The organism is Flavobacterium sp. 21.1 (assembly GCF_057801535.1).
In genome coordinates, this window is sequence record NZ_JBYNXA010000002.1 from 1 (window position 1) to 23974 (window position 23974).

Below are 23974 nucleotides of genomic sequence, written 5' to 3' on the forward strand. Positions count from 1 at the left end.
GAACCAAAAGTACAGTGCGATCAGTGTACTGATGAAGAACATGCTAAAAACAGACGTTCTGAATTCATGATCGTGAAGAAGTAAGCACTGCTTCTTAAAATACGTTATAACTAAAAAGCACTCCGAAATAGAGTGCTTTTTTATTGTTCTTTATGATTAGTTGTCCGAATGATACCATTCAGCAAAAGACGATTCGGTTTCCTGGAGCTTCAGTGAATGCAGACGAATGTCATCCGGAAGCCGTCTTTTTATTTTATCGGCAAAATCAATTACCATATTTTCGCTGGTTGGCTGATAGTCCACTAAAATAACATGATGACCTCGATTTTTAAGTTCGTTAGCCAATTCGATATGTGGGGTGTTTCTGTTGAAAACGGTAGCATGATCGAATAAGTCGACAATTTCCTCCTTTACAATTTTTTTCAGATCACCAAAATCAATTACCATTCCGTATTTCACGTTTGATTTGTCGGTTATGGGCTTTCCGATTACAGTAACCGAAAGTTTGTAACTGTGACCGTGAACGTTTTTACATTTCCCATCATACCCATATAAAGCGTGACCGGTTTCGAAAGAAAATTGTTTTGTGATTCTGATGTTGCTCATCGTATTTTGTTTAGAGCACAAATTTAATAAATAAATTCGACTGGGCATTTTGAGTTTTTCATCTTATCTTTGAAAGTATAAATAGCAACCTATGTCCGATTTTGAAATCAATCCGAAGTATGAGCAGATTATTGATGATCTGATGCATCAGAAATTCAGTATCTCTGATAATTTTTTTACACCTGAGGAGGTAGCTTTTCTTCGGAAGAACCTTTTGAGAAAATTTGAGGAAAACAACTTCAAAAAATCGGCTATCGGTAATCTGACCAAAGAACAGATCGTGGATGCAGTACGCGGCGATTTTATTCTTTGGCTTGATGAAGAAAATGCGGATGAAGCTGAAACATTATATTTTAACCGAATCCATGACTTTGTAAATTATCTCAACCGAACCTGTTTTTTGGGAATTCAGGATATGGAATTCCACTATGCCTTGTATCCGGAAGGGACTTTTTACAGACGCCATTTGGATACTTTTCAGAATGACAGCCGCAGGAAACTTTCCATGGTGTGTTATTTAAATGAAGAGCACTGGCAGATGGATTTTGGCGGTGAACTGACCATATACCAGGGAGCAGTAGATAATGAAACGGAATTGAATATTGTACCGGTTCAGGGAAGAATGGTGATCTTTGAAAGTCAGGTGCTGGAACACGAAGTCAAACCGGTGAGACAACCACGATTAAGTATCACGGGCTGGTTAAAAACCAGATAATTTTTTTAAAAGCATTTTTTGATATTAAAAAAAATAAAGGGACAGTTTTAAAGCTGTCCCTTATAAGTTTATCGTCATCGGACGGACTTTTATCTTTTTAAGGCAAAATGACTTCTGAATTCGTTTTGCGCGTTGTTTTGGGTGTATTCTATTTTGAACCAATAATCGTCAGCAGGGAGTGCGATTCCGTTGAAAGTGCCGTCCCAGCCTGCGCCATTCGGATTTATCTCTTTTAAAAGTTTTCCAAATCGGTCGAAAATCTGAATTTTAGCATCGAAAGCTGCAGGCAGATTTTCAATTCTCCATGTATCGTTATATCCGTCGGAATTTGGCGTGAAGAAATTAGGATAGGTAAGGGTGTGAACGGTGTTGGTCGCCATTTCCGGTCCGCATAAGGCACTGTCCCGTACTAAAATAGTGTAACTTCCGTTGGCGAGGCCTGAAAAAGTAGTATTGGTTTGCCAATGAATGCCGTCAATGCTGTATTCGTAAGTGCCATAACCTCCTTGTGCAGTAGCCTGAATAACAGCCAGTCCACCGGAAAATAATGGGGTAATAAGTACAGCGGAAACACTAAGCGGATGTGATGACTGATCAACTGTAATGGAATCGGTATTTATACAGCCGGTAATGTTGTCGGTTACTATTACAGTATAAGTTCCGGATTGGGTTACATTGAAAACGGCACTTTGATTTCCGCTGCCGTCAACCGCCGGATTTCTCGGAGTCCACGTGTAATGGAAGTTTCCTGGGTTGGCTGGTGTGGCATCAATATTCTGAGAGCCTAAACCGGTGGAAGGATCCAAACAAAGGGTGAAATCAGTACCTAATTCTGTTTTCGGAATCGGATTTACAATCAGATTTAAATAGGGGCCTAATCCAACGCAAGAATTGTTCAGGGAACTGTCTACTCTAATATAGATCGTTTGGTTGTTCGCAACTGTGTTTCTGTACGGATTCGCTGCGGTGCCGGTAATCGCGTTGACTTCAGCAAGAGCATCAGCCAAATTTTCATAATAGGTGACTGTAAGATTCTGGTTGTTGGTGAAGGAATTTAAAATGTTGGTACTTGCTGTGGCAAAGTCGAAATAAGCATAACCGTCATTAGCCAAATCAGTAGCGTTGATATAAATATCGCACTCTTCCATCGTCTGTGTCATGGATGCATTTATTTGCGTAGCCGATACAACCAACGTTGTTTCTGCTATTTTAAAACATCCGTTCGGACTGCTTACTCTCGTCCAGATAATTTCTCCGGCAGATGTATAACTGGTAAAATTGGTGATTGGATTTAAATTCGCTTGGGCATTTGCATTTGTAGTAAAGTAAGTGAATTGGAAATTCGGATCTGTACTGATCATTGAATTTACTTCCGTTAAATTAAAATTCGTAACCGCATCCTGATCGTCATCACATTGTTTAAGGACAACATTGCTATTTATTGACGGAATGGGCTGTACTATTAAGTTAAACGACGAAGTAACGAAACAGTTTGTCAACGGCTGTGTTAGACGTACATAAATGATACGATTGTTAGTGTACAATGTGCTTTGCGGATTTGTTCCACTGTCAGCGTCATTCTGATTTAAATGATAAGTAACTTGTATGCCGGTCTGCCCGTTTAAGATTTCGTTTGTTTTTAAACCAAAGTTAAAAATGGCATATCCGTTTGCATCATTCCCATCAAGATTGTCATCACATATTTTATAATCTGTAATTGCGGCAATCACCGGTGCAGGGTTGACAGTAACCGTTATTGTAGCAGAAACTTCTGTGCAGGCATTGTCAGGCGCAAGCGTATAAGTGTAAACGCCTGAGCGGTCGACTGCAGGATTGAAAATGGAAGTGGCGCTTGCTAATGCAGGTGACCAGGTTCCGCCTAAACTTGCTCCGGGACCTAATAATGGGAACAAATCAAAAGTGGGTTCATTATTGCAGACTGTTTTTTGGGTATTGGTTCCCGGATTCAGTGCTTGTTGAATGGTAACAGTTACCTGAACGTTCACGATTTCACAAAGCCCTGTAAAGTTATAATTGTATACTCCTGCCGGATCAACCGCCGGGTTAAAAACGCCCGTGCCACTTGCTAAGGCAGGTGTCCATGTTCCTCCCGGGTCCGGATTTCCTTCAATTTTTGTAAATAAATCAGTGGTTGCGCTTGAGCAGACTGTAACGTCAGTATCTCGAGGCTCCGATCCAAATCCGGAATAATATGCTGCGAAACCAACCGCTCCGCTTGAACCGAATAACCCTACTGCCAGCGGGCCGGTAGATTCGATCTTTACATTTCCGGAATAACCCGGAAGTCGGTAAGTGACCCATTGACTGTTTCCTAAAACAGGTTGCGGCAGTGCGGAAACTGTATTCCCGTTTATTCTAAGGGTTGAACCAGCGTAGGTTATCGCTATGATTTCACTGGTGTAGGTTACCGGTCCGATCGAATTGATGCTCGGAATCAAATCCACTGTTTTTTGGAAAAAACAACTGAGCGGCGGGATGAAATTTAAGCCGGAAGTAGCATCGGACGGTGAGCCCCCTAAAATCTGATACATATAAATCGGCTTGGATGTCGTAACATACATGTTCTGATTGTTTGCCCCCTGATACAAGGAAGTCGGAATCAACATGTAATCGCCTGCATTAATAGTAGCGAAAGGCGTTGCGGAACCGTTTACGAAGATATCGGTGTTGTCTTGGGTTGCAATTATTAAAGGATGTTCTACATTGTCACTTCCGTTTCCTTTTACGACTATGTATTCGGTGCCAACTTCCTCTAAAGGTACGATTTGATCAAAAGTAAAATCCTGTCCTTCTTCGGGACCGGACATTCCTGCCAGCGCATTTCCTGTATTTACTGCGATAGGTTTGTCCGACGTAACCAATGCGCCGATAAAGCCTGTCAGGTTCGCAAGGGTATTGGCATAGCCTGAAACGGTAACGGTTTCGCCACTATTGATGGAGAAGGTTTGCGTATCCGGTGAAATGGTGAGACCATTCATTGCAAATTCAACAGAAGTGTCGTAATCTGAGATGGTTATGGTAGTATTGTCTTCGGTGGCCATAAAGCTGGCGAAAAAATTTCTCAGGTCTCCGTATTCGTTTTGGGGCAAACTGCCAAGGCGGAATTGCGTTCCGATTCCCTGATATCCTTTGGCAACTAAAATTTCAGCATGATTTGCGGCCCGAACCTTAAATGTGGCATAAAATTCCTTGCTGCCTTCCAGTATAAGTCCTTTGTTTTGTCTTACAATGTTCAGATCGTTATTGGCCAGAAACATTACGGATGGCTGTCCGTTTCCTATAGAAACCTGAGCGGGATTTCCGCTTGAAATGGTAAAAGGCGAACCAGCGATTGGTGTTCCGTTTCCTGTCGTTATGGTAACCTGAAATGGAACCGGTTCCGGAGTAGAGAGGTAAATATAGTGTCCTGAAACGAAGTTTTCGCCGCCGCGCGCATGAATTGGCGGTATCCAGTGTTTTTTGCTTAACTGCGCATTAACCAGGTTAAAACCAAGTAGTAACGCAAGTAATAATAGTCTCATTTTGTGGTGGGCTTATTTTTAAAAGGCCAAAAGTATATCAATATTGTTATATTTTTTTGAGTTTGATTGAAATTAACATAAAATAACTATGTTTGTTGAAAATAACTAGTACAATATTTATGAAAAGAATTACAGTTTTAGCATTCTTGTTCGCCTCTACATTTATGATGGCACAAGATATGGAAGTGACAAAAGGCGATTTCAGCTTCCTTAAGGATCAGAAAGAAGTTAATGTAGAATTCACTTACCAGGATTTGAAATTAATGAAAGAAAACCTGACAGATGAGCAATATGTGAAAGAAAGAGTTGCTGATTTGGAGCAAAAAGGTAAAGGTGTTGGAGAGTCTTGGAAGAAAAAATGGTATTCAAGCCGTGATTTGTTATTCGAGCCAAAATTTATCGAATTGATCAACATTGTAAATGGTAAAGAGAAAAAAGATATTTCTTTCCAGGAAGATTTAAAACAGGCAAAATATACTTTAGTTGTTGATGCTGTTTGGATTTACCCGGGTTACAATGTGGTAATGGCGAAAAAAGGAGCAAAAGTAAGTCTTAACCTTAAATTCGTTGAAACGGCTAACAGAAACAATGTTGTGCTTGAAATCAAAAGTGACGAAGCTCCTGGAGATGTATTCGGAGGTTCATTCAGCAACGAAGACAGAATCGGTGAAGGTTATGCTAAAACTGGTAAATCCCTTGCTAAATTCTTAATGAAGAAAAAAGCATACTAATATTAGATCATGCTATATATGAAAAAGCCCCGATATTTCGGGGCTTTTTTTATGCTTGTTTCAATCCAATTTCATTGATTTCTTCCGTTTGTGCATAAATGTATTTTGCATCTCCGAAAGCCAGCATCGGATAGAAAATAAAAGGCAGGAAGATTAACCCTACCGTAAATCCTGAGCTTTTACCGAATGCTTTTGATAATCCGTTAAGCGCCGTGATCGCAAAGTAAATGTTTACTAGTGGGATGAAGAAAAGAAAAATCCACCAAGTTGGTTTTCTTACGATTTCAAGCATAACGATTCCGCTGTAGATCGGAATTAAACAAGCCCATCCCGGTTTCCCTGCTTTTGTGAAGATTTTCCACTGACAGGCAATTAAGAATAGCATTAAGGCCGAAAAAATCAACAAGAATGTAAGTAATAGTCCTAACATAATTTAAAAGGTTTTTGGTTTTTGTTTATAATTGGTTAGATATTCTCTCCTTTTTCTGCAAGCTTTCGTTCCAGTTCCGCCTGAAATTCTTCAATAACTGGTTTCATGGTGCTTTCCGGGATGTCGGCTATTCGAATGTACATTAATCCGTCAACTGCATTGTTGAACAGAGGGTCGACATTAAACGCAACTACACGGGCATTTTGCTTGATGTATTTCTTAATCAGCACCGGCAAACGCAAACTTCCCGGTTCCAGTTCGTCAATTATTTTATCGAACTTGTTCAGGTCGTGCTCCGCTTCATCAAAAATAAAATCTTTGTCGGCATCTTTTAATTTTACCTTGTATTCTTTTTTCGGATGTACGTATTGCGCAATGTAAGGATCATAATAATTGGACTTCATGAACTCAATCATCAGCGATTTCGAGAATTCCGAGAACTGGTTACTGATACTTACGCCGCCGATAAGGAATTTATGCTCCGGATAGTGTAAAGTCGTGTGTACGATACCTTTCCAAAGTAGAAATAACGGCATTGGTTTTTGTTGGTATTCTTTGATGATGAAAGCACGTCCCATTTCAATGGATTTACTCATCATGTCAAACAATTCGGGTTCAAAACGGAATAATTCCTGAAGGTAAAAACCGTTGATGCCATATTTGGCAAAAATTTGCGCCCCTAGTCCCATACGATAAGCGCCGGCGATTTGCTGGGTATCGTCGTCCCATAAGAACATATGGTGGTAGTAGTTGTCGTACTGGTCTAAATCGATGGCTTCATTGGTGCCTTCTCCCACTTCACGGAAGGTGATTTCGCGCAAACGGCCTATCTCATGAAGGATATTCGGGATTTTGTCTGCTGTGACAAAGAAAACTTCATAATTTTTACTTTGCAGAAAACGATAGTCGCCTTTTCTAAGTTCGGTTATTTCCTGAATGATCTGGTCCTGGTTGGCAGGTGTAACGATCTGCTTCGGGCTTTTTGGTAATTTTAAACTTGGTGCCGAAAGTAATTTGCTTTCTGTCTCAAACGGATTGGCCAGCATATACGTCTTTTTTCGTAAAAAATCGGCATAGGCGTCAAGGTTTTCATATTCGTTCTGCTCTGCAACTGAAATCGGTTTCCCGATTCGAACCTTGATCACACGATCCTTTTGCGTTAGTAACTCCGATGGAAGTTTGGCTGTGCGCAAAGTGTCATTTATTTTGGAAAGCATGTAAAACAATCGGCTGTTTTTGGCATGGAAATAAATCGGTACTACCGGAACCTGCGCTTTTCGGATTACTTTGATAGCGCCTTCTTCCCAAGGTTTGTCAACAACCAATTGTCCGTCTTTGTAGGTGGAAACCTCTCCGGCAGGAAACATTCCCAAGGGCTTACCATCGCTCAAGTGGCGTAGGGTTTCTTTGATTCCGATAACGCTTGATTTGGCATCCTTGTGATTCTCGAACGGATTCACCGGCATGATATAAGGCTTCATCGGTTCGATGCGGTGCAACAGGAAGTTTGCTATGATTTTGAAGTTGGGCTCTCTTTCCAGCATTAATTTCAAAAGCAAAATGCCGTCAATTCCACCCAGCGGATGGTTTGAGACTGTAATATAAGCACCATCCTTAGGTAATCGTTTTAAATCTTCCTCGGGGATTTCAAATTTGATCTGAAATTCATCCAATATGGCATTCAGGAACTCAACATCTTTCAAGTGTTTGTTCCTGTTGTATATTTTGTTAAGTGTGGAAATCTTAAGAGCCTTCATCAGTAACCAGCCTGAAAAGGTTCCCAGAAAGCCGTATTTATCAGCATTTATAGCTTTTGCTACTTCTTTAGCGTTAACTAAACCCATTTAGTTTTGGTTTTTGAGCGAAAAACAAAGGTAGCAATAATAGTCTAATCGTTAAAATGTTTAAGGGTTATAAATGTAAAATCTGACGACTTTCTTGTTATTTCTTTCAACAGCTTGATGGCTATCTTGTTGTTATTTAGTTGTTTATAAGTAATTGAAAATAGTGTTTCAAATATGATTGTTTTTTCTATACATTTGGGAAAAAGATTATCCGAAAATGAAGATTATATCCTATAATGTCAATGGAATCAGGGCTGCAATTACCAAAGGCTTTATTGAATGGCTGAAAAGTGCTGATCCTGACGTGATTTGTCTGCAGGAAATTAAAGCTATGCCCGAACAGATTCCGACGCTGGATTTTGAACTTTCAGGCTATCCGTACCATTATTGGTTTCCGGCCGAAAAAAAAGGGTATAGTGGTGTGGCGATTCTTTCGAAAGTGAAGCCTAAGAATGTGGTTTTTGGAACCGGGATCGATTACATGGACAAAGAAGGTCGTAACCTTAGAATTGATTTTGAGGATTTTTCGGTAATGAGTCTGTATCTTCCTTCGGGAACCAATATCGACCGTCTGGATCATAAATTCCAGTACATGGACGATTTTCAGGCTTACATCAACAATCTGAAGAAAGAAATTCCGAACCTGATCATCGGCGGTGATTATAATATCTGTCACGAAGCGATCGATATTCATGATCCGATCCGAAATGCCCGAGTGTCTGGATTTTTACCCGAAGAACGCGCCTGGCTGGACAATTTCATGAAAAGTGGTTTTGTTGACAGCTTCCGTCATTTTAATAAAGAACCTAACAATTACAGTTGGTGGAGTTATCGTGCCAATGCCCGAAACAATAACAAAGGCTGGAGGATCGATTACAATCTGGTCAGCGAACCGATGAAAAACAGATTAAAACGAGCGGTGATTTTACCGGAAGCGAAACATTCCGATCATTGCCCGGTAGTAGTAGAAATTGAGTAATAATAATAAATACCACGAGACTATGATAAAACAAGTATCTGCAGGAATTTTGGCGTTAGCATTAACAACTTCTTGCGTTTCTAAAAAGATGTATACCGATTTAGAAACCAAATTCGCCGATTTAAAAAAAGAAAACCGTCAGCTTGCTGATGACAATACGGCCTTGTCAACGGCAAAAAGCCAATTGGAAAACGAAAAATCAACGTTGCAGTCGGAATTGGACAAATTGAAAGCCGAAAGAGACAAACTGGCTTCGGATTATGCTGCGGCAAGCAATAATTTGAAAACGCTGCAATCTTCTTACAATGCTTTGGAAAAAAACAGTGACGAAGCACTTAAGTCCAACATGGATAAAAACCGCGATCTGTTAGCACAACTGGAAGCAAAAGAAAAAGCACTGGCTGCCGAGAGAACGCGTTTGGATAAATTAAACAAAGACCTGAAAGATCGTTCCGACCGTGTAAACGAATTGGAAAGCATGATCGCTGCTAAAGAAGCGGCTATGAACAAGCTGAAAGAAACGTTGTCAAAATCGCTACGCGCATTTGAAGGAAAAGGATTGACTGTACAGCAAAAAGACGGAAAAGTATATGTTTCCATGGAAAATAAATTGCTTTTCGAATCCGGAAGCTGGGTAGTGAACCCTGAAGGTAAAAAAGCGGTAGACTTAGTTGGAAAAGTTCTTGGCGACAATCCGGACATTTCTGTATTGATCGAAGGACATACTGATAACGATAAAATTACCGGGACCATCGGTGGCGGTGTGGAAAACAACTGGGATCTTTCCACAAAACGTGCTACGGCGATCGTGAATATCCTTACATCAAACGCTTTGGTAAGAAAGGAAAATTTAACTGCTGCCGGACGTGGGGAGTATTCGCCTTTGATGAGCAACGAAACTGCTGAAGGTAAAGCAAAAAACCGTCGTATCGAGATCATTTTGACTCCGAAATTGGATGAAATCACTAAGATGTTGAACGATATTTAAGATAAGTTTCAAAGTGACAAAGTAGCAAAGGTTCAGAGTTTATTTCTGAGCCTTTTTTATTTAGATAGATTCAGCAACTTTGTATCTTTGCAACTTTGCAACTCAAAAATATGAACTACATCACTTTACCGAATACCGATTTAAAAGTCAGTGAAATATGTCTTGGAACGATGACCTTCGGGAATCAAAACACCGAAGCCGAAGCGCATTCGCAATTGGATTATGCTATTGGGCGTGGAATTAATTTCATCGATACAGCTGAAATGTATCCGATCGGCGGAAACGAACATATTTTTGGAAGCACCGAACGTTTTATCGGAACCTGGGTTAACAAAATAGGAAAATCGGAAAGGGAAAAACTGGTTGTAGCCACCAAAATAGCAGGTCCGAACCGCGGTATGGCCTATATCCGTAAACCACTTGATTTTTCGAAGAAAAGTCTGCATGAAGCGGTTGAGTTGAGTCTGAAAAACCTGCAGACGGATTACATCGATTTATATCAAATGCACTGGCCGGAACGTGTGATGAACATGTTCGGGAAAAGAGGTGTTGCCAAGATTGATAACCAGTGGGAAGACAATATGTTAGAAGTGCTGACGGTGTTTGACGGTCTGATCAAAGAAGGAAAGTTAAAACACATTGGCGTTTCTAATGAAAATCCGTGGGGTGTGATGAAGTTTTTAAACGAAAGTGAGAAACACGGCCTTCCGAGAATTGCCACAATCCAGAATCCGTATTCACTATTGAACCGTTTGTTTGAAGTAGGTTTATCTGAAATCTGCATGAGAGAAAATGTTGGGTTGTTAGCATATTCTCCTTTAGGATTTGGGTTTTTGACTGGAAAACACTTAAACGGTATTGTGCCGAATTCGCGTTTGGGCTTATTCCCGCAGTTTACGCGTTATACCAATGAAAACTGCTACAAAGCGACTAAATTGTACCAGGATTTGGCGCATGACAATGACCTGACTTTAACCGAAATGGCTATGGCTTTCGTGCACCAGCAGGATTTTGTGACATCAACCATAATCGGAGCGACAACTTTAAGCCAATTGGAAGAAAATATCAATGCTTTTGATGTGATTTTAAGCGATGCGGTTTTAAACGAAATTGATAAAATCCAGGAAAAAGTTCCTAATCCAGCACCTTAAATTTTTAATACAATTGATCTAATTTACCGATTTCTTTTTTAAGACGCTCGAAGGTCACCGGTTCAAAAGCGACAGCAGTGAAATCCTGCACTGATGTGTAAGTTTCTTTGACCGCCAGATAAGGTTTGTTGTCAAAGTATTTGATGGCGATGATGGTCACTTTTTCTCCGGAAGGGACTTTGTTAAATCGGAAGTTGCCATCTTCGGAAGATTGCGTTAAAATGGATTTGTAACGATGGAAAACGACGTTCACGGAAGTTTCGTCGGTAGTGTTCAGATTCAGGGCAAAGTCGATTTTAGGTGACTTAGTGTTCAAAAACCGGTCGCAATTGATCATTCCTAATTTTGTGCTGTTCAGCAGATAATAGTTGATTCGATTTACTCCGGCCTGCTCCAGATTGTTCTCGTCGTATTTTTTTTCAAACTCCCGCGCTGCCGTTTTTTTGGAATACTTTTGACTGTTTGAATCCGTGTTGTCAATCTCGTCATTTAGGGTAATGGTAAGAGGTAAGGTAAATGAGGTAGCCACAGCGGTCCCGTTTATTTTACCAGGCTCGAATTTTTCTGCTTTTTTCAAAGCCTGCAGTACCGCCTTATCCGCTTCGGGACTGATTCCTCGAATTACTTTTTCTTTCGTAATATTTCCTTCTCTATCCACAACAAAATGAACGAGGATTTTGCCCGATTTTTCAACAGATTCAGGAACGATGATATTGCGGTTTAAAAATTGGAACAGCCGTGCATTTCCACCCGGATACCGCGCCATGACCTCCGCTTTGGTGAAAATTTGATTTAAATCGACGGAGTTTTTGTCCAAGATCCAATTGATTTGGTTTTGGGCATTCCATTGCCCCATGAAAAGCTGCATTCCTTCTTTTTCGGTTTTTCTGGGGAATCCGATCTCGATGGATTTGCCTTTTTTTAGTTCGCATTCTTCATCACCGGAGCGTGCAGCGATTTGGAGCATTCCCCCGGTTTCAAGCATCTGGCCGTTAGCGGTGGTGGAGAGTTTTGCCAGAAGAATGTCGGACATCGAGTAATATTCTTTGACCGATAATTGAATCCTGCCAGTTATTTCCTTGTCGGTCTTTACGGAAACAAAACTGTTCGCTTTTATTCTGATGGTCGTTTTTTCAGCGCAGATAATCAGGGTGTCTTTGCTGGTGTTAATCAAGAAGTACTGTGGCTTTTTGCTCATCCGCTCGTAAAACGCCATGAGATTTCCTTTCGTTGCGATGCCTGTCGAAATGGAAGCAGCGTTTTGGTCCGGATTGTTATTCAGGCTGTCTTGTGAAACCGTTTTGCTGTAGGAATCTTTATTTTGATTTTCAGATGAAGTGCTGCTGCCATTTTTTTTGTTTTCGTTACAGGAAAAAAGGAAGGGAACCAGCAGTAAAGAAAGTATAAGCCTGATTTTTGCCATGATGGTAAGATTGTTCTTTTAGGAACGTCTTACAAAGTTATTTATTGTCTGAATTAATACAATGATAAAAGAACTGCAAATTAATTTTTTGAATGTCTTAATAGCTTTCTATTTTATCATCGTCAAATTAAAAGCACCACTGCCCAAAGCGCCATATATACGTAGCCATAACAGTAAATAGCCTTCGGTTCCTCTGGCGGCAGAAATGTCACCAAGATCGAGGATGTTGTCTTTTTTCCAGCCCATTTCGGTAAGTAGGCTAATTACTTTTGATTTTGCTTCGGCATCGTTGCCGGAGATGTAATTGATATGATCACCGGTCCCGATCAGATTAGGATTCACCATCAGGCCGTTCCACATCGTATTGAGTGTTTTGACCACTTTCGATTCCGGAAAAGCTTTTTGGATTTCCTCCCCCAAAGAAGTGGAATTGCTCAAAGAAGGAATCAATCTTGGCGGCATTCCCTGACTGAAATCCAAAGGGTTTGACAGATCGATAATGATTTTTCCGTTGAGACTGTTGACGGCTGATTGCAATGCCTCCAATGAATGTTCGCCTTTGGTGCAGTTGAAAATAATTTCAGCAAAAGCGGCTGCTTCCGCAAAGGTGCCTTCAGTAACATTACCGGAAGTTTTGTTTACAAACTCAATAGCTTTTTCGTTGCCTTTTGTCCGGCTGCCCATCATGATGCTGTGTCCAAGTTCAGCTAGTTTTGAAGCAATGGTGTTGCCAACCACGCCGGTTCCCAATACTGCTATATTCATAATTTAAAATTTATTGATGACCATAATTTTCTGCGTATAGATCTGCCCGAGATTGCTTTTTATTTCCAAAACGTACCATCCCGAAGCAAAGTTTCCCGTGTTTACGGAATTTATAGGCTCGTTATCCGTTTTTTCCGAAAGTATTTTTTTACCCGTACTGTCAAATAGAGTAATGGCAGTCGCGAAAACGCCTTCATCGTCGGTTTGAATAAAAAATTCTGATTTTACCGGGTTTGGATAAACTTTAATTTTTTTTTTACTTGATTTCACAACGCCCAGGGAACTGTCTACCAATTTGTAAATGATTCCGTTACCGATGGATCCGACGTACATTTCGCCATTCTTGTCTTCCCCAAAAGTCACAAAACTATTGCCAGAAAAGGTTTGTGAAAAAGTAACATTCCCAGCGGTGTCCACCATTCCGATTTTAGCCAGACAATAATCGGAAAAGAAATACTTACCCTTGAAATTAGGAAAAGCAGATCCGCGGTAAACATAGCCACCGGTTATCGAACAGGCTCCTGAGGTATGGTTCGTAACTACCAACGGCATTTTCATGGAGCTCTGCGCAGGACAACCGGAAATGTTGTAAGTCGTATTGCCTTCGTAGCAACGCCACCCATAGTTCAGACCGGCCTGCGTAGCACCTGCGCGGTTGATTTCTTCGTATTTGTTCTGTCCCACATCGGCGATCCAAAGATCTCCGTTTTGTCGGTCGAAACTGAACTTCCACGGATTTCGCAAACCTATCGCCCAGATTTCATCCCTTCCGGCCACACCCACATAAGGATTGCCTGCGGGAATTCCATAAGGGGAACCCGAGTTGACATCGATGCGGAGCATTTTTCCCAGCAGTTCGTTGATGTTTTGCGCCCGATTTTCCGGATCACCGGCGCTACCGCCATCTCCCATGCCGATGTATAAGTAACCGTCAGGGCCAAATTTTAAAGTACCACCGTTGTGATTAGCATAGGGTTGCGCTATAGTTAAAAGAATGGTTCCGGAGGGATTAGCAACATTGGGATTTCCCGAACTGACTGAAAAGCGGGCAATAACCGTATTCCCGTTAAGATTGGTATAGTTGATGTAAAAATAACCGTTCGAAGCATAATTGGGATGAAAGGCCAATCCGAGCAAGCCTTGTTCGCCACTGGCATTTGTCAGCGATGTTACATTTAGAAAAGGAGTGGCATTCACCGTGCCATTAGCATTCAGGATCTTGATCAGACCATCCTGTTCAACTACAAAAAGCCTATCGTCCCCGCAATGTGTAATTTCCAAGGGAAGCGAAAATCCGGTAGCGAAACTTTGCAGACCGATTGTGGCCGGCGGAGTTTGGGAATGCTGAGTACATTGAACTAAAATCAAAGTAATGAAAAGGAATAACTTTTTCATAACGTAATTATTTGATAACCATAAATTTATAAAAAAATCCCGACACTTGGCCGGGATTTTGTTTTTATAAGTTCTCTATTGTTTTGTCTTTCGGATATTTCACCACGTAGCTCAATCGTATTTTTTTGGTTTCGTTGGGTTTCAAATTGAGGTCCCAAGTCAGCAGACCGGTTTCGGAATTGATCTTGGCCCCGTCTTTGTCTTTTACTTCGATTTCGATTTCTTTATCGGTACTCAGCGGAATCTGATCTTCCATTTTCATCGAAACGCTTTCTTTTTTATTGTTTCGGATGATAATGTCATAGGTGAAAGTCTGTTCTTTTTTAGACGATAAGAATTTCGTTCCCGATTTATCCACCACTTTTTCACGTTTGATGGAAACTTTCTTGTCGCGTCCCATGCTTAAATTCAAAGTATCGGAGGTTTGCCCCGGATTTACCAAGGTTTTGCCCACGTACATCCCTTCAAAAATAATATTCGCTTCACCTTTCAATAGGTTGTATTTTCCGTAATCGGTAATTTCAGCCAAAAGAAACGCTTCCTTGTCAAGTTTTGGTGCTGCATAATATTTGTAAGAAGCCGGTAATTTGATTTCTTTCAACGCCACACTATGTTTTTTTCCGTTGGACAAGATGTCGTAAGGTATATCGATATCAAACGAAATGTTTAACTGGTTTTCATTAATGGTGGTGTATGCTGATACGGAACTGGACTGCGCGGATCCGTCTTGTCTTTTTTTGATGCCCATGCTAGTTACTGCCACTTCTTGTGAAGCCGGAGCATCTTTGTCGGCCTGACTGTAATAACCATATGCGTTTAAATTCTGGTACCTCAGAAACCATGGATTCATTGTTGGGGCCTGGTTGTGCTGATTGGGTACGCCGCTTGATAAAGTCAGTTTTACTTTTTTCCAGTCCACTCCTGTATTTTGCACGACCTGTGCCTTGTACATCATATTGATTGGAGTAGTAACATTATCAGCTCTTAAATCGTAGAACGGTGTCCAGCCTGCATTATTGGTCAGATAAGTTATTTCCAACGGAATATTTCCGGCCACGGTATTCATTACCTGTAAAACCAGTTTTCCGCTGGATGTTTTCTCTTCTTTTTCCGTATTGAGTTCCAGTTTACTTTTCAGTCTCGCCAGGGTTTCGTTCAGTTTCTTTTCTTTCTCGGTCAGGTTATTAATGGTATTACTGATTTCCGTGCGTTTGGTTTTATAATATTCGACCATCTTCATCAGTTCGGCTACGTTTAAACCTGAATTTTCACCAAAAACCTGCTGGTTGTTATCCAGTAATTCCACGGTTTTGATTTCCGAATTCTTGGTATTGATGAGTTTATTCAACTCTTTTTGAACCAATGTGATGCTGTCTTTTACTTTTTTAATCGCCGGGGAATTCTCATCCACATCATACTCGGAAATATAATCGTTGGTAAATTGTACGGAAAGGACTGTTATGGTAGCTGGAGCACCAATCTGTACCGAACTTTCGTTTAGATAATTGGCCACGTTCTTAATTACAACTTCGCTGGTTCCCGCCGGAAGGTTTGCATTTGCCGTTTGCGAAATTTCAGCAGCGTTGAAATAAACCGTTGCCGACTTTACCTTGGCGTTCGTAAAAATTGGTTTTTGAGCTAAAAGCATGCCGGAAACCAAAAGCAACATTGCCGAAAAATAGTGTTTCATAGAAATGGATTTTGTGTGGCTAAAAGTAAGAATTTGCAATTATTTTACGACTGTATAACCTTTCATTTTCGCAAAATCAAGTACAGAAATGTTAATGGCATTTCCCAGATCGTCCTGTGATTTCGATTTTTTAGCTTCGGTGTCGATGTAAGCCTGACGTTTTTTTGCCAATTCACCAATTTCCTTCTGAATGGCTTCTCTTTCTCTGGCTTTTTTATCCACGTAAACTTTAATTTCTGCCGCTGATTTATTTTGGAGTTCCTTCGGCAATTCTTCTTTTTTGAGTTTGTCGATTGCCTTTTCATCGTCTTTTACTTTATCCACCAAATCCCAACTGTCGTTTTTGTAAGCGGCTTTCGATTTACTCACAGCTCGTTCGGTATAGTTTGCTGCGGAAACTCCTTGTGCATTGCTGTCCTGCATTTCCTGATTTCTCTTTTTTTCAGCGCCTTTATGACCATAACTGATATAGGTTTCGTTGATCCTTGTGTTGCATTCGGAAATTCGAACATCATAGGGCGTCGCGATATACATAACAGCGCGGTTGGAATCGATGTTGAAGTATTTGCCTTTTCCGGCATCGGCGCCGTCTTTCCAGAAGGTGCGGATTCCTTCTTCCTGATTGCCACAAAAAATCGTATTTACATAAATGTCACTGTGCAACGCATCGCTGATGGCTTCCCTGTAATTGACACCGCCTTGGTTGAAGGGCTCGTTTCCGGCGATGTAGATCAGTTTCATGTCGGATCGGTCCTTGCCCCAATTCAGTTGTTTGGTCGCATCGGAAATCACGGCACCACAATATTCGGAGCCTCCGTTGGTACGAAGCGAAAACAGTTTTTCTGAAATCAAATCTAAATCAGTGGTCAAAGGTGCGACCTGACGGATGTAATTCGATTGAGGAGATAATCCGTCGTTGCCGTATTCGTATAATCCGATTTCGATATCCGGAGTTTTGCCGTGGTATTTCAAGGTCGTTAAGGTGTTGACGATATTCCACAAACGTGATTTTGCCTGTTCAATCAAACCGTCCATGCTGTTGGAAGTGTCCAGTAAAATGGCTACCTGAATTTTAGTATTCTCCTTTTTGACCGGTTTCGCAACTTCGTATGATGCTGAAATATTGCCATTTTTAGAGTAGCTGTTGGCATTGGTGCAATTTGCAAAAGTTAAGGCGGTTGCAAAAAGGGCGGAAGTTATAAGTGTAGTTTTCATGGTATTTGTGTTTTTTCGGTTATTGTTGTAATGCTTTGATATCGTTTTCGATGGTAAGGATCAAAAGGCAGGTTGCGGTACAGAATACCGGACTGGTGATACAGTGATGTCCGTTCCAGCTGCCGTTCTCGTTTTGGATTTTGATTATTTTTCCACTTACGTTGTCATACCAGTGTTTCCAGTCGTTGTCTTTTTTAACTACTAGGGATTCCCCGGTTTGCAGAAAGCTCATGAATTCCTCACCGCCATTGTTTCCGAAGCCGTTCATCACATTGTTGTCCATGGCCTGAACTTTTGCGGCTTTGTAGACTTTAGTAGCCACATCATAAGAAGCTGCTTTTTCCTTAGTTACACCGATTTTTTCCAAATTTTCGCGGTTCATTTCAGCTCTTTGACTGATTTTTCCATCGGCTTTAGCTTTTTCGAAAAGTTCTTCAGCTTCTTTTGCTTCACCGGCACTACCGCGTACTGAACTACTCACGGCATAGAGCATGACGCCAGCGCCGTCTTCCGTTTTGGCCGTTTTGGTATCCGCATCGTAATTTCCTTTTTGGTAGTTTCGTGCAGCTGCGATTTTGGCTTTGTCTACTTTAATGTTCTTGTTTTTGGAAGCCTGCTCCAGTCCGGCATTGGCAAAAGAGGATTGCAACACACCTGCCCAACCGGCTCCGGAAACTTTTCCGCTGGCGTCATACGATTTCTCCACTTTGTCCACACAAATCTGAATTGCGCTTTCGACTCTTTTTTTCAGATTTCCGTTCGATAAAGTCGGGACGACTTGATTTAGGAATTGTAAAGTCAGCGCCGCATCAATATTTTGTCCGAGTTTGGTCTGGATTTGGGTGCCGCGGACCTGAGTGATGAAGTCGTTATTTTTATTTTTTTCCACTTCGGATAATAAAAACTCCAAAGCGTCTTTAAGCTGTTGTCTGTATTTTCCTTTTTCGATCGAATAGCCCATACGGTACAATGCCATGGAAGCCATTGCCGTAGTGGCAGGATCCGAACTTACCGCGTGAGGATTCATCTCGCCCTGATTGCTGTGCGAACCGGCACCCCAACCGCCATCTTTGTTTTGGGCGTCTGCCAACCATTTCTCTCCTTTGTCGATGGTGGAACTGGTTTTGGAATCATTTTTGTACTTCGCATAATCGGTTACAGATTGTTCACCCATCACCGACATGAAGACGCATGGTTTTTCCTCGACAACTGGTTTTTTAATTTCGATAGGCTTTTCGTATCGTGCCACAGGTTGGTCTTCGGTAGCTAATTTGGAACTGAGAGCAGCTCCGGTAATCAATACTGAAGCACTCAAGACTGCGATTAAATTTTCCGTTTTCATGATTTTTGGTTTATGATTCTATGCCAAAATTATCCTGAGAAAGTGCACGTTTTTTGCAGAATGGGTGAAACCGGGTTTTGACTTGGTGAAACACCTTGCGGAACCGTTTTTAAAATATTTACTTTACATTTACATAGAAACCAATAGAAATGTCACGGAAAACGGCCTTTTTTACTTTACTTTTTTTACTGCTGAACTTCACTTTTGAGGCTTCTGCACAGGATACTATTCAGCCTCCGGCTACGAAAAGTAAAAAAGCGGCTTCTTATAAAATCAGCAAAGCGGCGGATGATCTGAAAGAATCGCTGGATGCCAACGATGAGGTGAAAATTGCCAAAAATTATGAAAAACTGGCCGACGGATTCATGGAAAAAGGCGACAATGCCAAAGCGGAGGAATACCTTAAAAAAGCGTTGTCCACTTATACCAAGCTTAATCGTACAAGTGATAAGACACGTGTAACGCGAAACCTGGCTAAAGTACAGGAATCCCAAAACAAGATCAGTTCGGCGATTCAAAGTTATGAAGCGGCAGGGGCGGCAGCACCGGATAAAAGCTACGAACAGGTTAATATGAATGATGCGAACCGACTTCGTAACGCAAATAATCCGGCGGCTCAGATGAACTATTCCAGATCGAATGTTCAATTGTTGGAAAAAAAAGCTGATAAACAAGAAGAAGTAGCTGATGCTTATGTGCAACAGGCGGAAGCGAGTCTGCAGCAAAAAAATAAGGAAGTTGCAATCGAAAGCTATGAAAAAGCGATTTCGTATTCTAAGGACAAACCGGAAGAAGTCGTAAAACTGAAAACTGAAATTGCGAAAGTCTATGCCTCCGACAATCAATTTGACAAAGCCATTGCCATCAATGAGAAATTGTTGACCGAAGCGCAAAACCAATCCGATTTTGATACGCAGATCAGGCAATTACAGGAATTGGCGACGATCTATTTCAAGAAAAATGAACCGGAAAAAGCCATTGCTTCATTACAAAAAGCCTATCAATTAGCCTTGCAACAAGGGAAGACGGATGAGGTAAAAACGAGTTTACTTCAGTTGCTCCAATATTATAAAAAGAACGGAAAAGACAAAGAAAGCATTGCTTTATATGATGATTTCTTTCAGAATTTTGATAAACTGATTAGAAACGACAGCTCTTTGATCGATGAGAAAACGTTTCAGGTGACTGAAGAAAAAATCCGTCAGCTGGAAAAAGAAAAAGCCCTGAAAGACGAGTTGCTATCCAAGAAAAATACGTTCAATTATGTATTGATGGGTTCGGTTTTGTTGTTGCTTTTACTGGTGGGACTAATTGTAAAGACGTTGTATTCCATCAAAACGAAGAATAAGAAAATTGCCCTGCAGTCGTTGCGTCGGGAGATGAATCCACATTTTATTTTCAACAGTCTGAACAGTGTGAACCAGTTTATTTCACAGAACAAAGAACTGGAAGCCAATAAATACCTGACTTCCTATTCGCATCTGATGCGGAACATGATGGAGAATTCCAACAAGGATTTTATCAGTTTGGGCAACGAAATTGAGCAGTTGAAAAAGTATCTTGATTTGGAACACTTGCGTTTTCAGGATAAATTCGACTATCAGATTGTGGTTGATGATGCACTCGATACTGAAACAACATTGGTGCCGAACATGATTATTCAGCCTCATCTGGAAAATGCGATTTGGCATGGCTTGCGTTACCGGGAAACCAAAGGTTTGTTGTTGCTGAAATTCGAACTCAACCGAGGTAAAGTTTCGGTAATCGTGGATGACAACGGTATTGGCCTGACCGAAAGCGCCGCACTCAAAACCCGTAATCAGAAAGTGCATCAGTCGCGGGGAGTTACAAATACCAAAGAGCGCATCAGTCTGTTGAACGAATTGTATAAAACAAGTATCGATTTTTCCATCACCGAAAAAAACAGCGGCACTACCGGAACTATGGTGACGCTGACTTTCCCTTTGCTAGATAAAATATGATGACGATTTCTAAAATAAAAGCCGTAATTGTAGAAGACGAATCCGCCGCGCGTGAAGTGCTCAAAAATTATCTGAGCAAATATTGCCCGCAAATAGAAGTCATAGGTGAAGCGCAAAACATTAAAGAAGCCGTGCCGCTGTTGCATGAAGTAACTCCGCAGTTAGTGTTTCTGGATGTGGAAATGCCTTTTGGAAACGCCTTTGATGTTTTGGAAGCCTGCAAGGATCTGCAGTTCGAAACGATTTTCGTAACCGCTTTTTCGGAATATTCGCTGAAAGCTTTAAATCAAAGTGCGGCGTATTATCTGCTGAAACCCATCAGTATTGAAGAATTAATTGTGGCAGTGAACAAAGTACAACAGCATATACTGAACAATGAGCTTTTCAATCGGAACAAAATCATCGTAGAGAATTTCCGTGAAACGCAACCGGAGAAAAAACAGGTTATTTTACCAACGTTGGAAGGTTTCGAAGTGGTGAAAATGGAAGACATCGTCCGATTGCGCGGTAATGGTAATTTTACCGATTTGCATCTGGCGGATGGCAGTAAAAAAATGGTATGTCGTTTCCTGAAACACTTTTCGGAGATTTTGCCTTTTCCTTTTTTACGGGTACACAAGTCGCATATCATCAATATTAACTTTGTGAAATCCTATAACAAAGGAGGTTACATCATGCTTAATGATGGCGCGGAAATCGAAATATCACCGACATACAAAGATGAGTTTCTGCGAAATTTTAAATAAAAAAATACCCGTTGGCCATTTCAACGGGTATTTATATTTTTAATTGCGAATAATCGTCATTGTTTTTATTTCGGAAGCTGAAATTATTTTTACGATATAAGTCCCTTTTTCAAGTTGGGACATGTTAATTCGATTTTCGCTCGATTTTACATTTCCGCTGCTCACTTGTTGTCCGATAAGATTATAAATTTCAAAACTGAAAGCAGAATCAATACCGTTTATGTTCAATACATCTTTTACAGGATTAGGGTAGTAGGAGAAGGAACGGATTGTAGCTTCACTGTTTCCAAGGGAGGCAGGGGTGTAAGTGCTTCGATATGATCTATCACCGGCGCTGAAACTTATTGTATATTCAACCACGATAACCCCTGTGGTCGGATTGTACGTACTTGCGGAAAATTGTGCAGGTGTTTGGTATATGTTATTACCGTAGTATTCAAATAACATCTGATTTTCAACTGCAATATTTTGTCCTACCCTTTTAAAACTATAGCCTGATCGACCAGCCCCAGTCGGGAGAGGGAGGGCAGCTGTGCCTGTACTTCCTGGAGTACCGCCTTGAGGGTAAAAATGTGCTGTATTTATAGTTCTATATTCGTTTAAGGAAACATGCGAAACGGACTCATTTGTAAAATAATAAGGTCCTCCGGCAGAGTCCAGTTTTTCTACCATAGTATTGTAAACACCTTGCAACGGTATTTCAGATACTGCCAATACCCCACTTTTATAGTTTACTCCGTCCCAGTAATTTCCTTGTCCTGAACTGTTGATCCCGCCATAAGCAAAAGTGCCGTCATTTAATAAAAATCGTGTGGCATAATAATAGTTGGTTGCTCCAATATTGCAGGTGATTTGCCCGATATATTCTTCATTATTCCCTATATAACTTCCATTGTGCGTGGCAGGAACCCAATTCGACCAATACATGGGATGTATGTTTTGTCCTGGAGGACTAATTCCCACCCAAGCCTGAATTCCCGGTGACTGACCAGAAATGTTAGGCTCAACATCCGTTAACCCGGAAACCATTACTTGTCCCTTTATTGTATACTGGGAATCGGCTGCTATTGATCCTGTGGAAGGGCCTAGCAAGCTTGCAAATTGAGGTGTTGGTGGTATTGCATTTCCGCCCGGGCCTAACTTAACTACCCAGCCATCTACACTGCCATGAAATCCAGCTATATCTCCATCATTGGAATTAGTATGTCCTGCAACAATGTATCCGCCGTCCGAGGTCTGTAAAATTCCGGCGGGAATATCACTTAAACTACCTCCGTATGATTTTTGCCACTGAATCGTTCCGGTACTGGTTATTTTCAATATCCAATAATCATCTGATCCATGGTTATTTGTAATATCTCCGTCAATAGAATTTCGGCCATAACTAATCAGTACGTATCCGTTATCACTTGTTTCAGTGATTTTCGCAGCAACTTCAGATCCTGAACTGCCATAGGCTTTTTGCCACACAATATTTCCAGACGGATCAAGTTTTACCACCCAAATTTCACCACGTCGTTGCGAGCCCATAACATCTCCATCGTTGGAAGATGTATCACCCACAATGATGTAGCCTCCATCACTGGATTGAACAGCATCCACTCCAAAATCCCCGTCCCCTCCGCCTAGATTTTTTTGCCAAGCTATGTTGCCTGAACCGTCTAGTTTTAATACCCAATAGTCTTGGTTGTTCGAAAAATTGCTTGTATGATGCCCAATGACATTTCCATCACTTGATTGGGAGTATCCGTTTACTAGATAACCATTGTCGGAAGTTGGAGTTATGGATAGGCCATAGTCTGCATCGGATCCTCCGTATGATTTTTGCCATTGGATATTTCCTGATGCATCCAGTTTTAGAATCCAGTAATCATAATAACCATGATTTAAATTTAACGTACCGTTATTGGATTCGGAATAACCAATAGCGACATATCCACCATCATTGGTTTTTTTTATTTGGTTTATGTAGTCCATCCCTGAGCCACCCAATATTTTTTGCCATTCAATGTTGCCAGAGCCGTCCAATTTAACAATCCAACCATCATCTAAACCGTGATTGGCTGAAAAAATGCCATTAGTTGAGTTTGATCCACCGCTAAAGATATAGCCGCCATCATTGGTAACAGCTATGCTAGATACACCGTCAGAACCAAATCCTCCAAAAGTTTTTTCCCATAATATTGTTCCCGAACTGCTTGAATTAACGATCCAAGCGTTGCCATTTCCAGAAGCATTATTGGAGATGTCACCATCGTTTGAATTCGTATAACCGGCCATAATGTATCCGCCGGTACTTGTTAATTGGATATCATCCATAGAATCCCAATTAGTTCCCCCATAAGCTCTTTGCCATTGAATAGACGGAGCTTGTGCGTAAGATGATACGAAAAATGCAATAAGCAATATTTGTAAGTAAAGTTTTCTCAT

18 protein-coding genes are annotated in these 23974 nt (G+C 41.0%); 7 read left to right on the forward strand and 11 right to left on the reverse strand.

The genetic code is table 11. The annotated features are described in order from the left end of the window. Positions 1-156: 156 nt before the first annotated feature. A complete protein-coding gene (locus AC3E9U_RS03340; RefSeq protein WP_488745502.1) occupies positions 157-606 on the reverse strand; it encodes a 6-pyruvoyl trahydropterin synthase family protein in 450 nt (149 codons plus the stop codon). A gap of 91 nt (positions 607-697) precedes the next feature. Between AC3E9U_RS03340 and AC3E9U_RS03345 the strand changes: the two genes are divergently transcribed. Further along, positions 698-1321 carry a 2OG-Fe(II) oxygenase gene (locus tag AC3E9U_RS03345; RefSeq protein WP_488745503.1) on the forward strand — a complete coding sequence of 208 codons (624 nt, stop codon included), beginning with the start codon at positions 698-700 and terminating at the stop codon, positions 1319-1321. Positions 1322-1410: 89 nt separating this feature from the next. Here AC3E9U_RS03345 and AC3E9U_RS03350 read toward each other — a convergent pair whose 3' ends face one another. Further along, entirely contained in the window at positions 1411-4863 is a 3453-nt protein-coding gene (locus AC3E9U_RS03350; RefSeq protein WP_488745504.1) for a T9SS type B sorting domain-containing protein, read from the reverse strand. 119 nt (positions 4864-4982) lie between these two features. Here AC3E9U_RS03350 and AC3E9U_RS03355 point away from each other — a divergent pair, with 119 nt between their 5' ends. Continuing rightward, complete coding sequence (locus AC3E9U_RS03355) at positions 4983-5594, forward strand: hypothetical protein (protein WP_488745505.1); 612 nt, start codon at positions 4983-4985, stop codon at positions 5592-5594. A gap of 49 nt (positions 5595-5643) precedes the next feature. Here the strand turns inward: AC3E9U_RS03355 and AC3E9U_RS03360 are convergent, their stop codons facing one another. Beyond that, positions 5644-6024, reverse strand: coding sequence for a DUF5684 domain-containing protein (locus AC3E9U_RS03360; RefSeq protein ID WP_488745506.1), 381 nt, complete (start codon positions 6022-6024; stop codon positions 5644-5646). 35 nt (positions 6025-6059) lie between these two features. After that, the gene (locus AC3E9U_RS03365) at positions 6060-7868 is read right to left on the reverse strand and encodes a GNAT family N-acyltransferase (RefSeq protein WP_488745507.1); all 1809 of its coding nucleotides are present in this window, start codon (positions 7866-7868) and stop codon (positions 6060-6062) included. Between the two features lie 217 nt (positions 7869-8085). Here AC3E9U_RS03365 and AC3E9U_RS03370 point away from each other — a divergent pair, with 217 nt between their 5' ends. The 3 genes from AC3E9U_RS03370 to AC3E9U_RS03380 all read left to right on the forward strand — a co-directional run bounded on the left by AC3E9U_RS03370 (position 8086) and on the right by AC3E9U_RS03380 (position 10986). Next, positions 8086-8847 (forward strand): exodeoxyribonuclease III, encoded by a 762-nt coding sequence (locus AC3E9U_RS03370; RefSeq protein WP_488745508.1) that lies wholly within the window; start codon positions 8086-8088, stop codon positions 8845-8847. A 22-nt stretch (positions 8848-8869) separates the two neighbouring features. Continuing rightward, complete coding sequence (locus AC3E9U_RS03375; RefSeq protein WP_488745509.1) at positions 8870-9835, forward strand: OmpA family protein; 966 nt, start codon at positions 8870-8872, stop codon at positions 9833-9835. A gap of 110 nt (positions 9836-9945) precedes the next feature. After that, positions 9946-10986, forward strand: coding sequence for an aldo/keto reductase (locus tag AC3E9U_RS03380; RefSeq protein ID WP_488745510.1), 1041 nt, complete (start codon positions 9946-9948; stop codon positions 10984-10986). A 4-nt stretch (positions 10987-10990) separates the two neighbouring features. Here AC3E9U_RS03380 and AC3E9U_RS03385 read toward each other — a convergent pair whose 3' ends face one another. The 6 genes from AC3E9U_RS03385 to AC3E9U_RS03410 form a co-directional block, all read right to left on the reverse strand. Further along, positions 10991-12409: an energy transducer TonB gene (locus tag AC3E9U_RS03385; protein WP_488745511.1), complete on the reverse strand. Its 1419-nt coding sequence runs from the start codon at positions 12407-12409 to the stop codon at positions 10991-10993. Between the two features lie 108 nt (positions 12410-12517). After that, entirely contained in the window at positions 12518-13174 is a 657-nt protein-coding gene (locus AC3E9U_RS03390; protein WP_488745512.1) for an NADPH-dependent F420 reductase, read from the reverse strand. A gap of 3 nt (positions 13175-13177) precedes the next feature. Continuing rightward, entirely contained in the window at positions 13178-14569 is a 1392-nt protein-coding gene (locus tag AC3E9U_RS03395; RefSeq protein ID WP_488745513.1) for a PQQ-dependent sugar dehydrogenase, read from the reverse strand. Between the two features lie 64 nt (positions 14570-14633). Continuing rightward, positions 14634-16259: a mucoidy inhibitor MuiA family protein gene (locus tag AC3E9U_RS03400; protein WP_488745514.1), complete on the reverse strand. Its 1626-nt coding sequence runs from the start codon at positions 16257-16259 to the stop codon at positions 14634-14636. A gap of 39 nt (positions 16260-16298) precedes the next feature. Continuing rightward, positions 16299-17474: a vWA domain-containing protein gene (locus AC3E9U_RS03405; RefSeq protein WP_488745515.1), complete on the reverse strand. Its 1176-nt coding sequence runs from the start codon at positions 17472-17474 to the stop codon at positions 16299-16301. A 19-nt stretch (positions 17475-17493) separates the two neighbouring features. Further along, complete coding sequence (locus AC3E9U_RS03410) at positions 17494-18816, reverse strand: prenyltransferase/squalene oxidase repeat-containing protein (RefSeq protein ID WP_488745516.1); 1323 nt, start codon at positions 18814-18816, stop codon at positions 17494-17496. Between the two features lie 149 nt (positions 18817-18965). On the opposite strand from AC3E9U_RS03410, the gene AC3E9U_RS03415 reads away from it, so the two are divergent. Together AC3E9U_RS03415 and AC3E9U_RS03420 are read left to right on the forward strand one after the other, a co-directional pair. Continuing rightward, a complete protein-coding gene (locus AC3E9U_RS03415) occupies positions 18966-20798 on the forward strand; it encodes a tetratricopeptide repeat-containing sensor histidine kinase (protein WP_488745517.1) in 1833 nt (610 codons plus the stop codon). Continuing rightward, the gene (locus AC3E9U_RS03420; protein ID WP_488745518.1) at positions 20795-21544 is read left to right on the forward strand and encodes a LytR/AlgR family response regulator transcription factor; all 750 of its coding nucleotides are present in this window, start codon (positions 20795-20797) and stop codon (positions 21542-21544) included. The genes AC3E9U_RS03415 and AC3E9U_RS03420 overlap by 4 nt, the downstream gene beginning before the upstream one ends. Positions 21545-21583: 39 nt before the next feature. Here the strand turns inward: AC3E9U_RS03420 and AC3E9U_RS03425 are convergent, their stop codons facing one another. Continuing rightward, entirely contained in the window at positions 21584-23974 is a 2391-nt protein-coding gene (locus AC3E9U_RS03425; RefSeq protein ID WP_488745519.1) for a T9SS type A sorting domain-containing protein, read from the reverse strand.

Bases quoted from the DNA above. Each gene is read 5' to 3' on its own strand.
- AC3E9U_RS03340 (WP_488745502.1), bottom strand. From the start codon at position 606: ATGAGCAACATCAGAATCACAAAACAATTTTCTTTCGAAACCGGTCAC.
- AC3E9U_RS03345 (WP_488745503.1), top strand. From the start codon at position 698: ATGTCCGATTTTGAAATCAATCCGAAGTATGAGCAGATTATTGATGAT.
- AC3E9U_RS03350 (WP_488745504.1), bottom strand. From the start codon at position 4,863: ATGAGACTATTATTACTTGCGTTACTACTTGGTTTTAACCTGGTTAAT.
- AC3E9U_RS03355 (WP_488745505.1), top strand. From the start codon at position 4,983: ATGAAAAGAATTACAGTTTTAGCATTCTTGTTCGCCTCTACATTTATG.
- AC3E9U_RS03360 (WP_488745506.1), bottom strand. From the start codon at position 6,024: ATGTTAGGACTATTACTTACATTCTTGTTGATTTTTTCGGCCTTAATG.
- AC3E9U_RS03365 (WP_488745507.1), bottom strand. From the start codon at position 7,868: ATGGGTTTAGTTAACGCTAAAGAAGTAGCAAAAGCTATAAATGCTGAT.
- AC3E9U_RS03370 (WP_488745508.1), top strand. From the start codon at position 8,086: ATGAAGATTATATCCTATAATGTCAATGGAATCAGGGCTGCAATTACC.
- AC3E9U_RS03375 (WP_488745509.1), top strand. From the start codon at position 8,870: ATGATAAAACAAGTATCTGCAGGAATTTTGGCGTTAGCATTAACAACT.
- AC3E9U_RS03380 (WP_488745510.1), top strand. From the start codon at position 9,946: ATGAACTACATCACTTTACCGAATACCGATTTAAAAGTCAGTGAAATA.
- AC3E9U_RS03385 (WP_488745511.1), bottom strand. From the start codon at position 12,409: ATGGCAAAAATCAGGCTTATACTTTCTTTACTGCTGGTTCCCTTCCTT.
- AC3E9U_RS03390 (WP_488745512.1), bottom strand. From the start codon at position 13,174: ATGAATATAGCAGTATTGGGAACCGGCGTGGTTGGCAACACCATTGCT.
- AC3E9U_RS03395 (WP_488745513.1), bottom strand. From the start codon at position 14,569: ATGAAAAAGTTATTCCTTTTCATTACTTTGATTTTAGTTCAATGTACT.
- AC3E9U_RS03400 (WP_488745514.1), bottom strand. From the start codon at position 16,259: ATGAAACACTATTTTTCGGCAATGTTGCTTTTGGTTTCCGGCATGCTT.
- AC3E9U_RS03405 (WP_488745515.1), bottom strand. From the start codon at position 17,474: ATGAAAACTACACTTATAACTTCCGCCCTTTTTGCAACCGCCTTAACT.
- AC3E9U_RS03410 (WP_488745516.1), bottom strand. From the start codon at position 18,816: ATGAAAACGGAAAATTTAATCGCAGTCTTGAGTGCTTCAGTATTGATT.
- AC3E9U_RS03415 (WP_488745517.1), top strand. From the start codon at position 18,966: ATGTCACGGAAAACGGCCTTTTTTACTTTACTTTTTTTACTGCTGAAC.
- AC3E9U_RS03420 (WP_488745518.1), top strand. From the start codon at position 20,795: ATGATGACGATTTCTAAAATAAAAGCCGTAATTGTAGAAGACGAATCC.
- AC3E9U_RS03425 (WP_488745519.1), bottom strand. From the start codon at position 23,974: ATGAGAAAACTTTACTTACAAATATTGCTTATTGCATTTTTCGTATCA.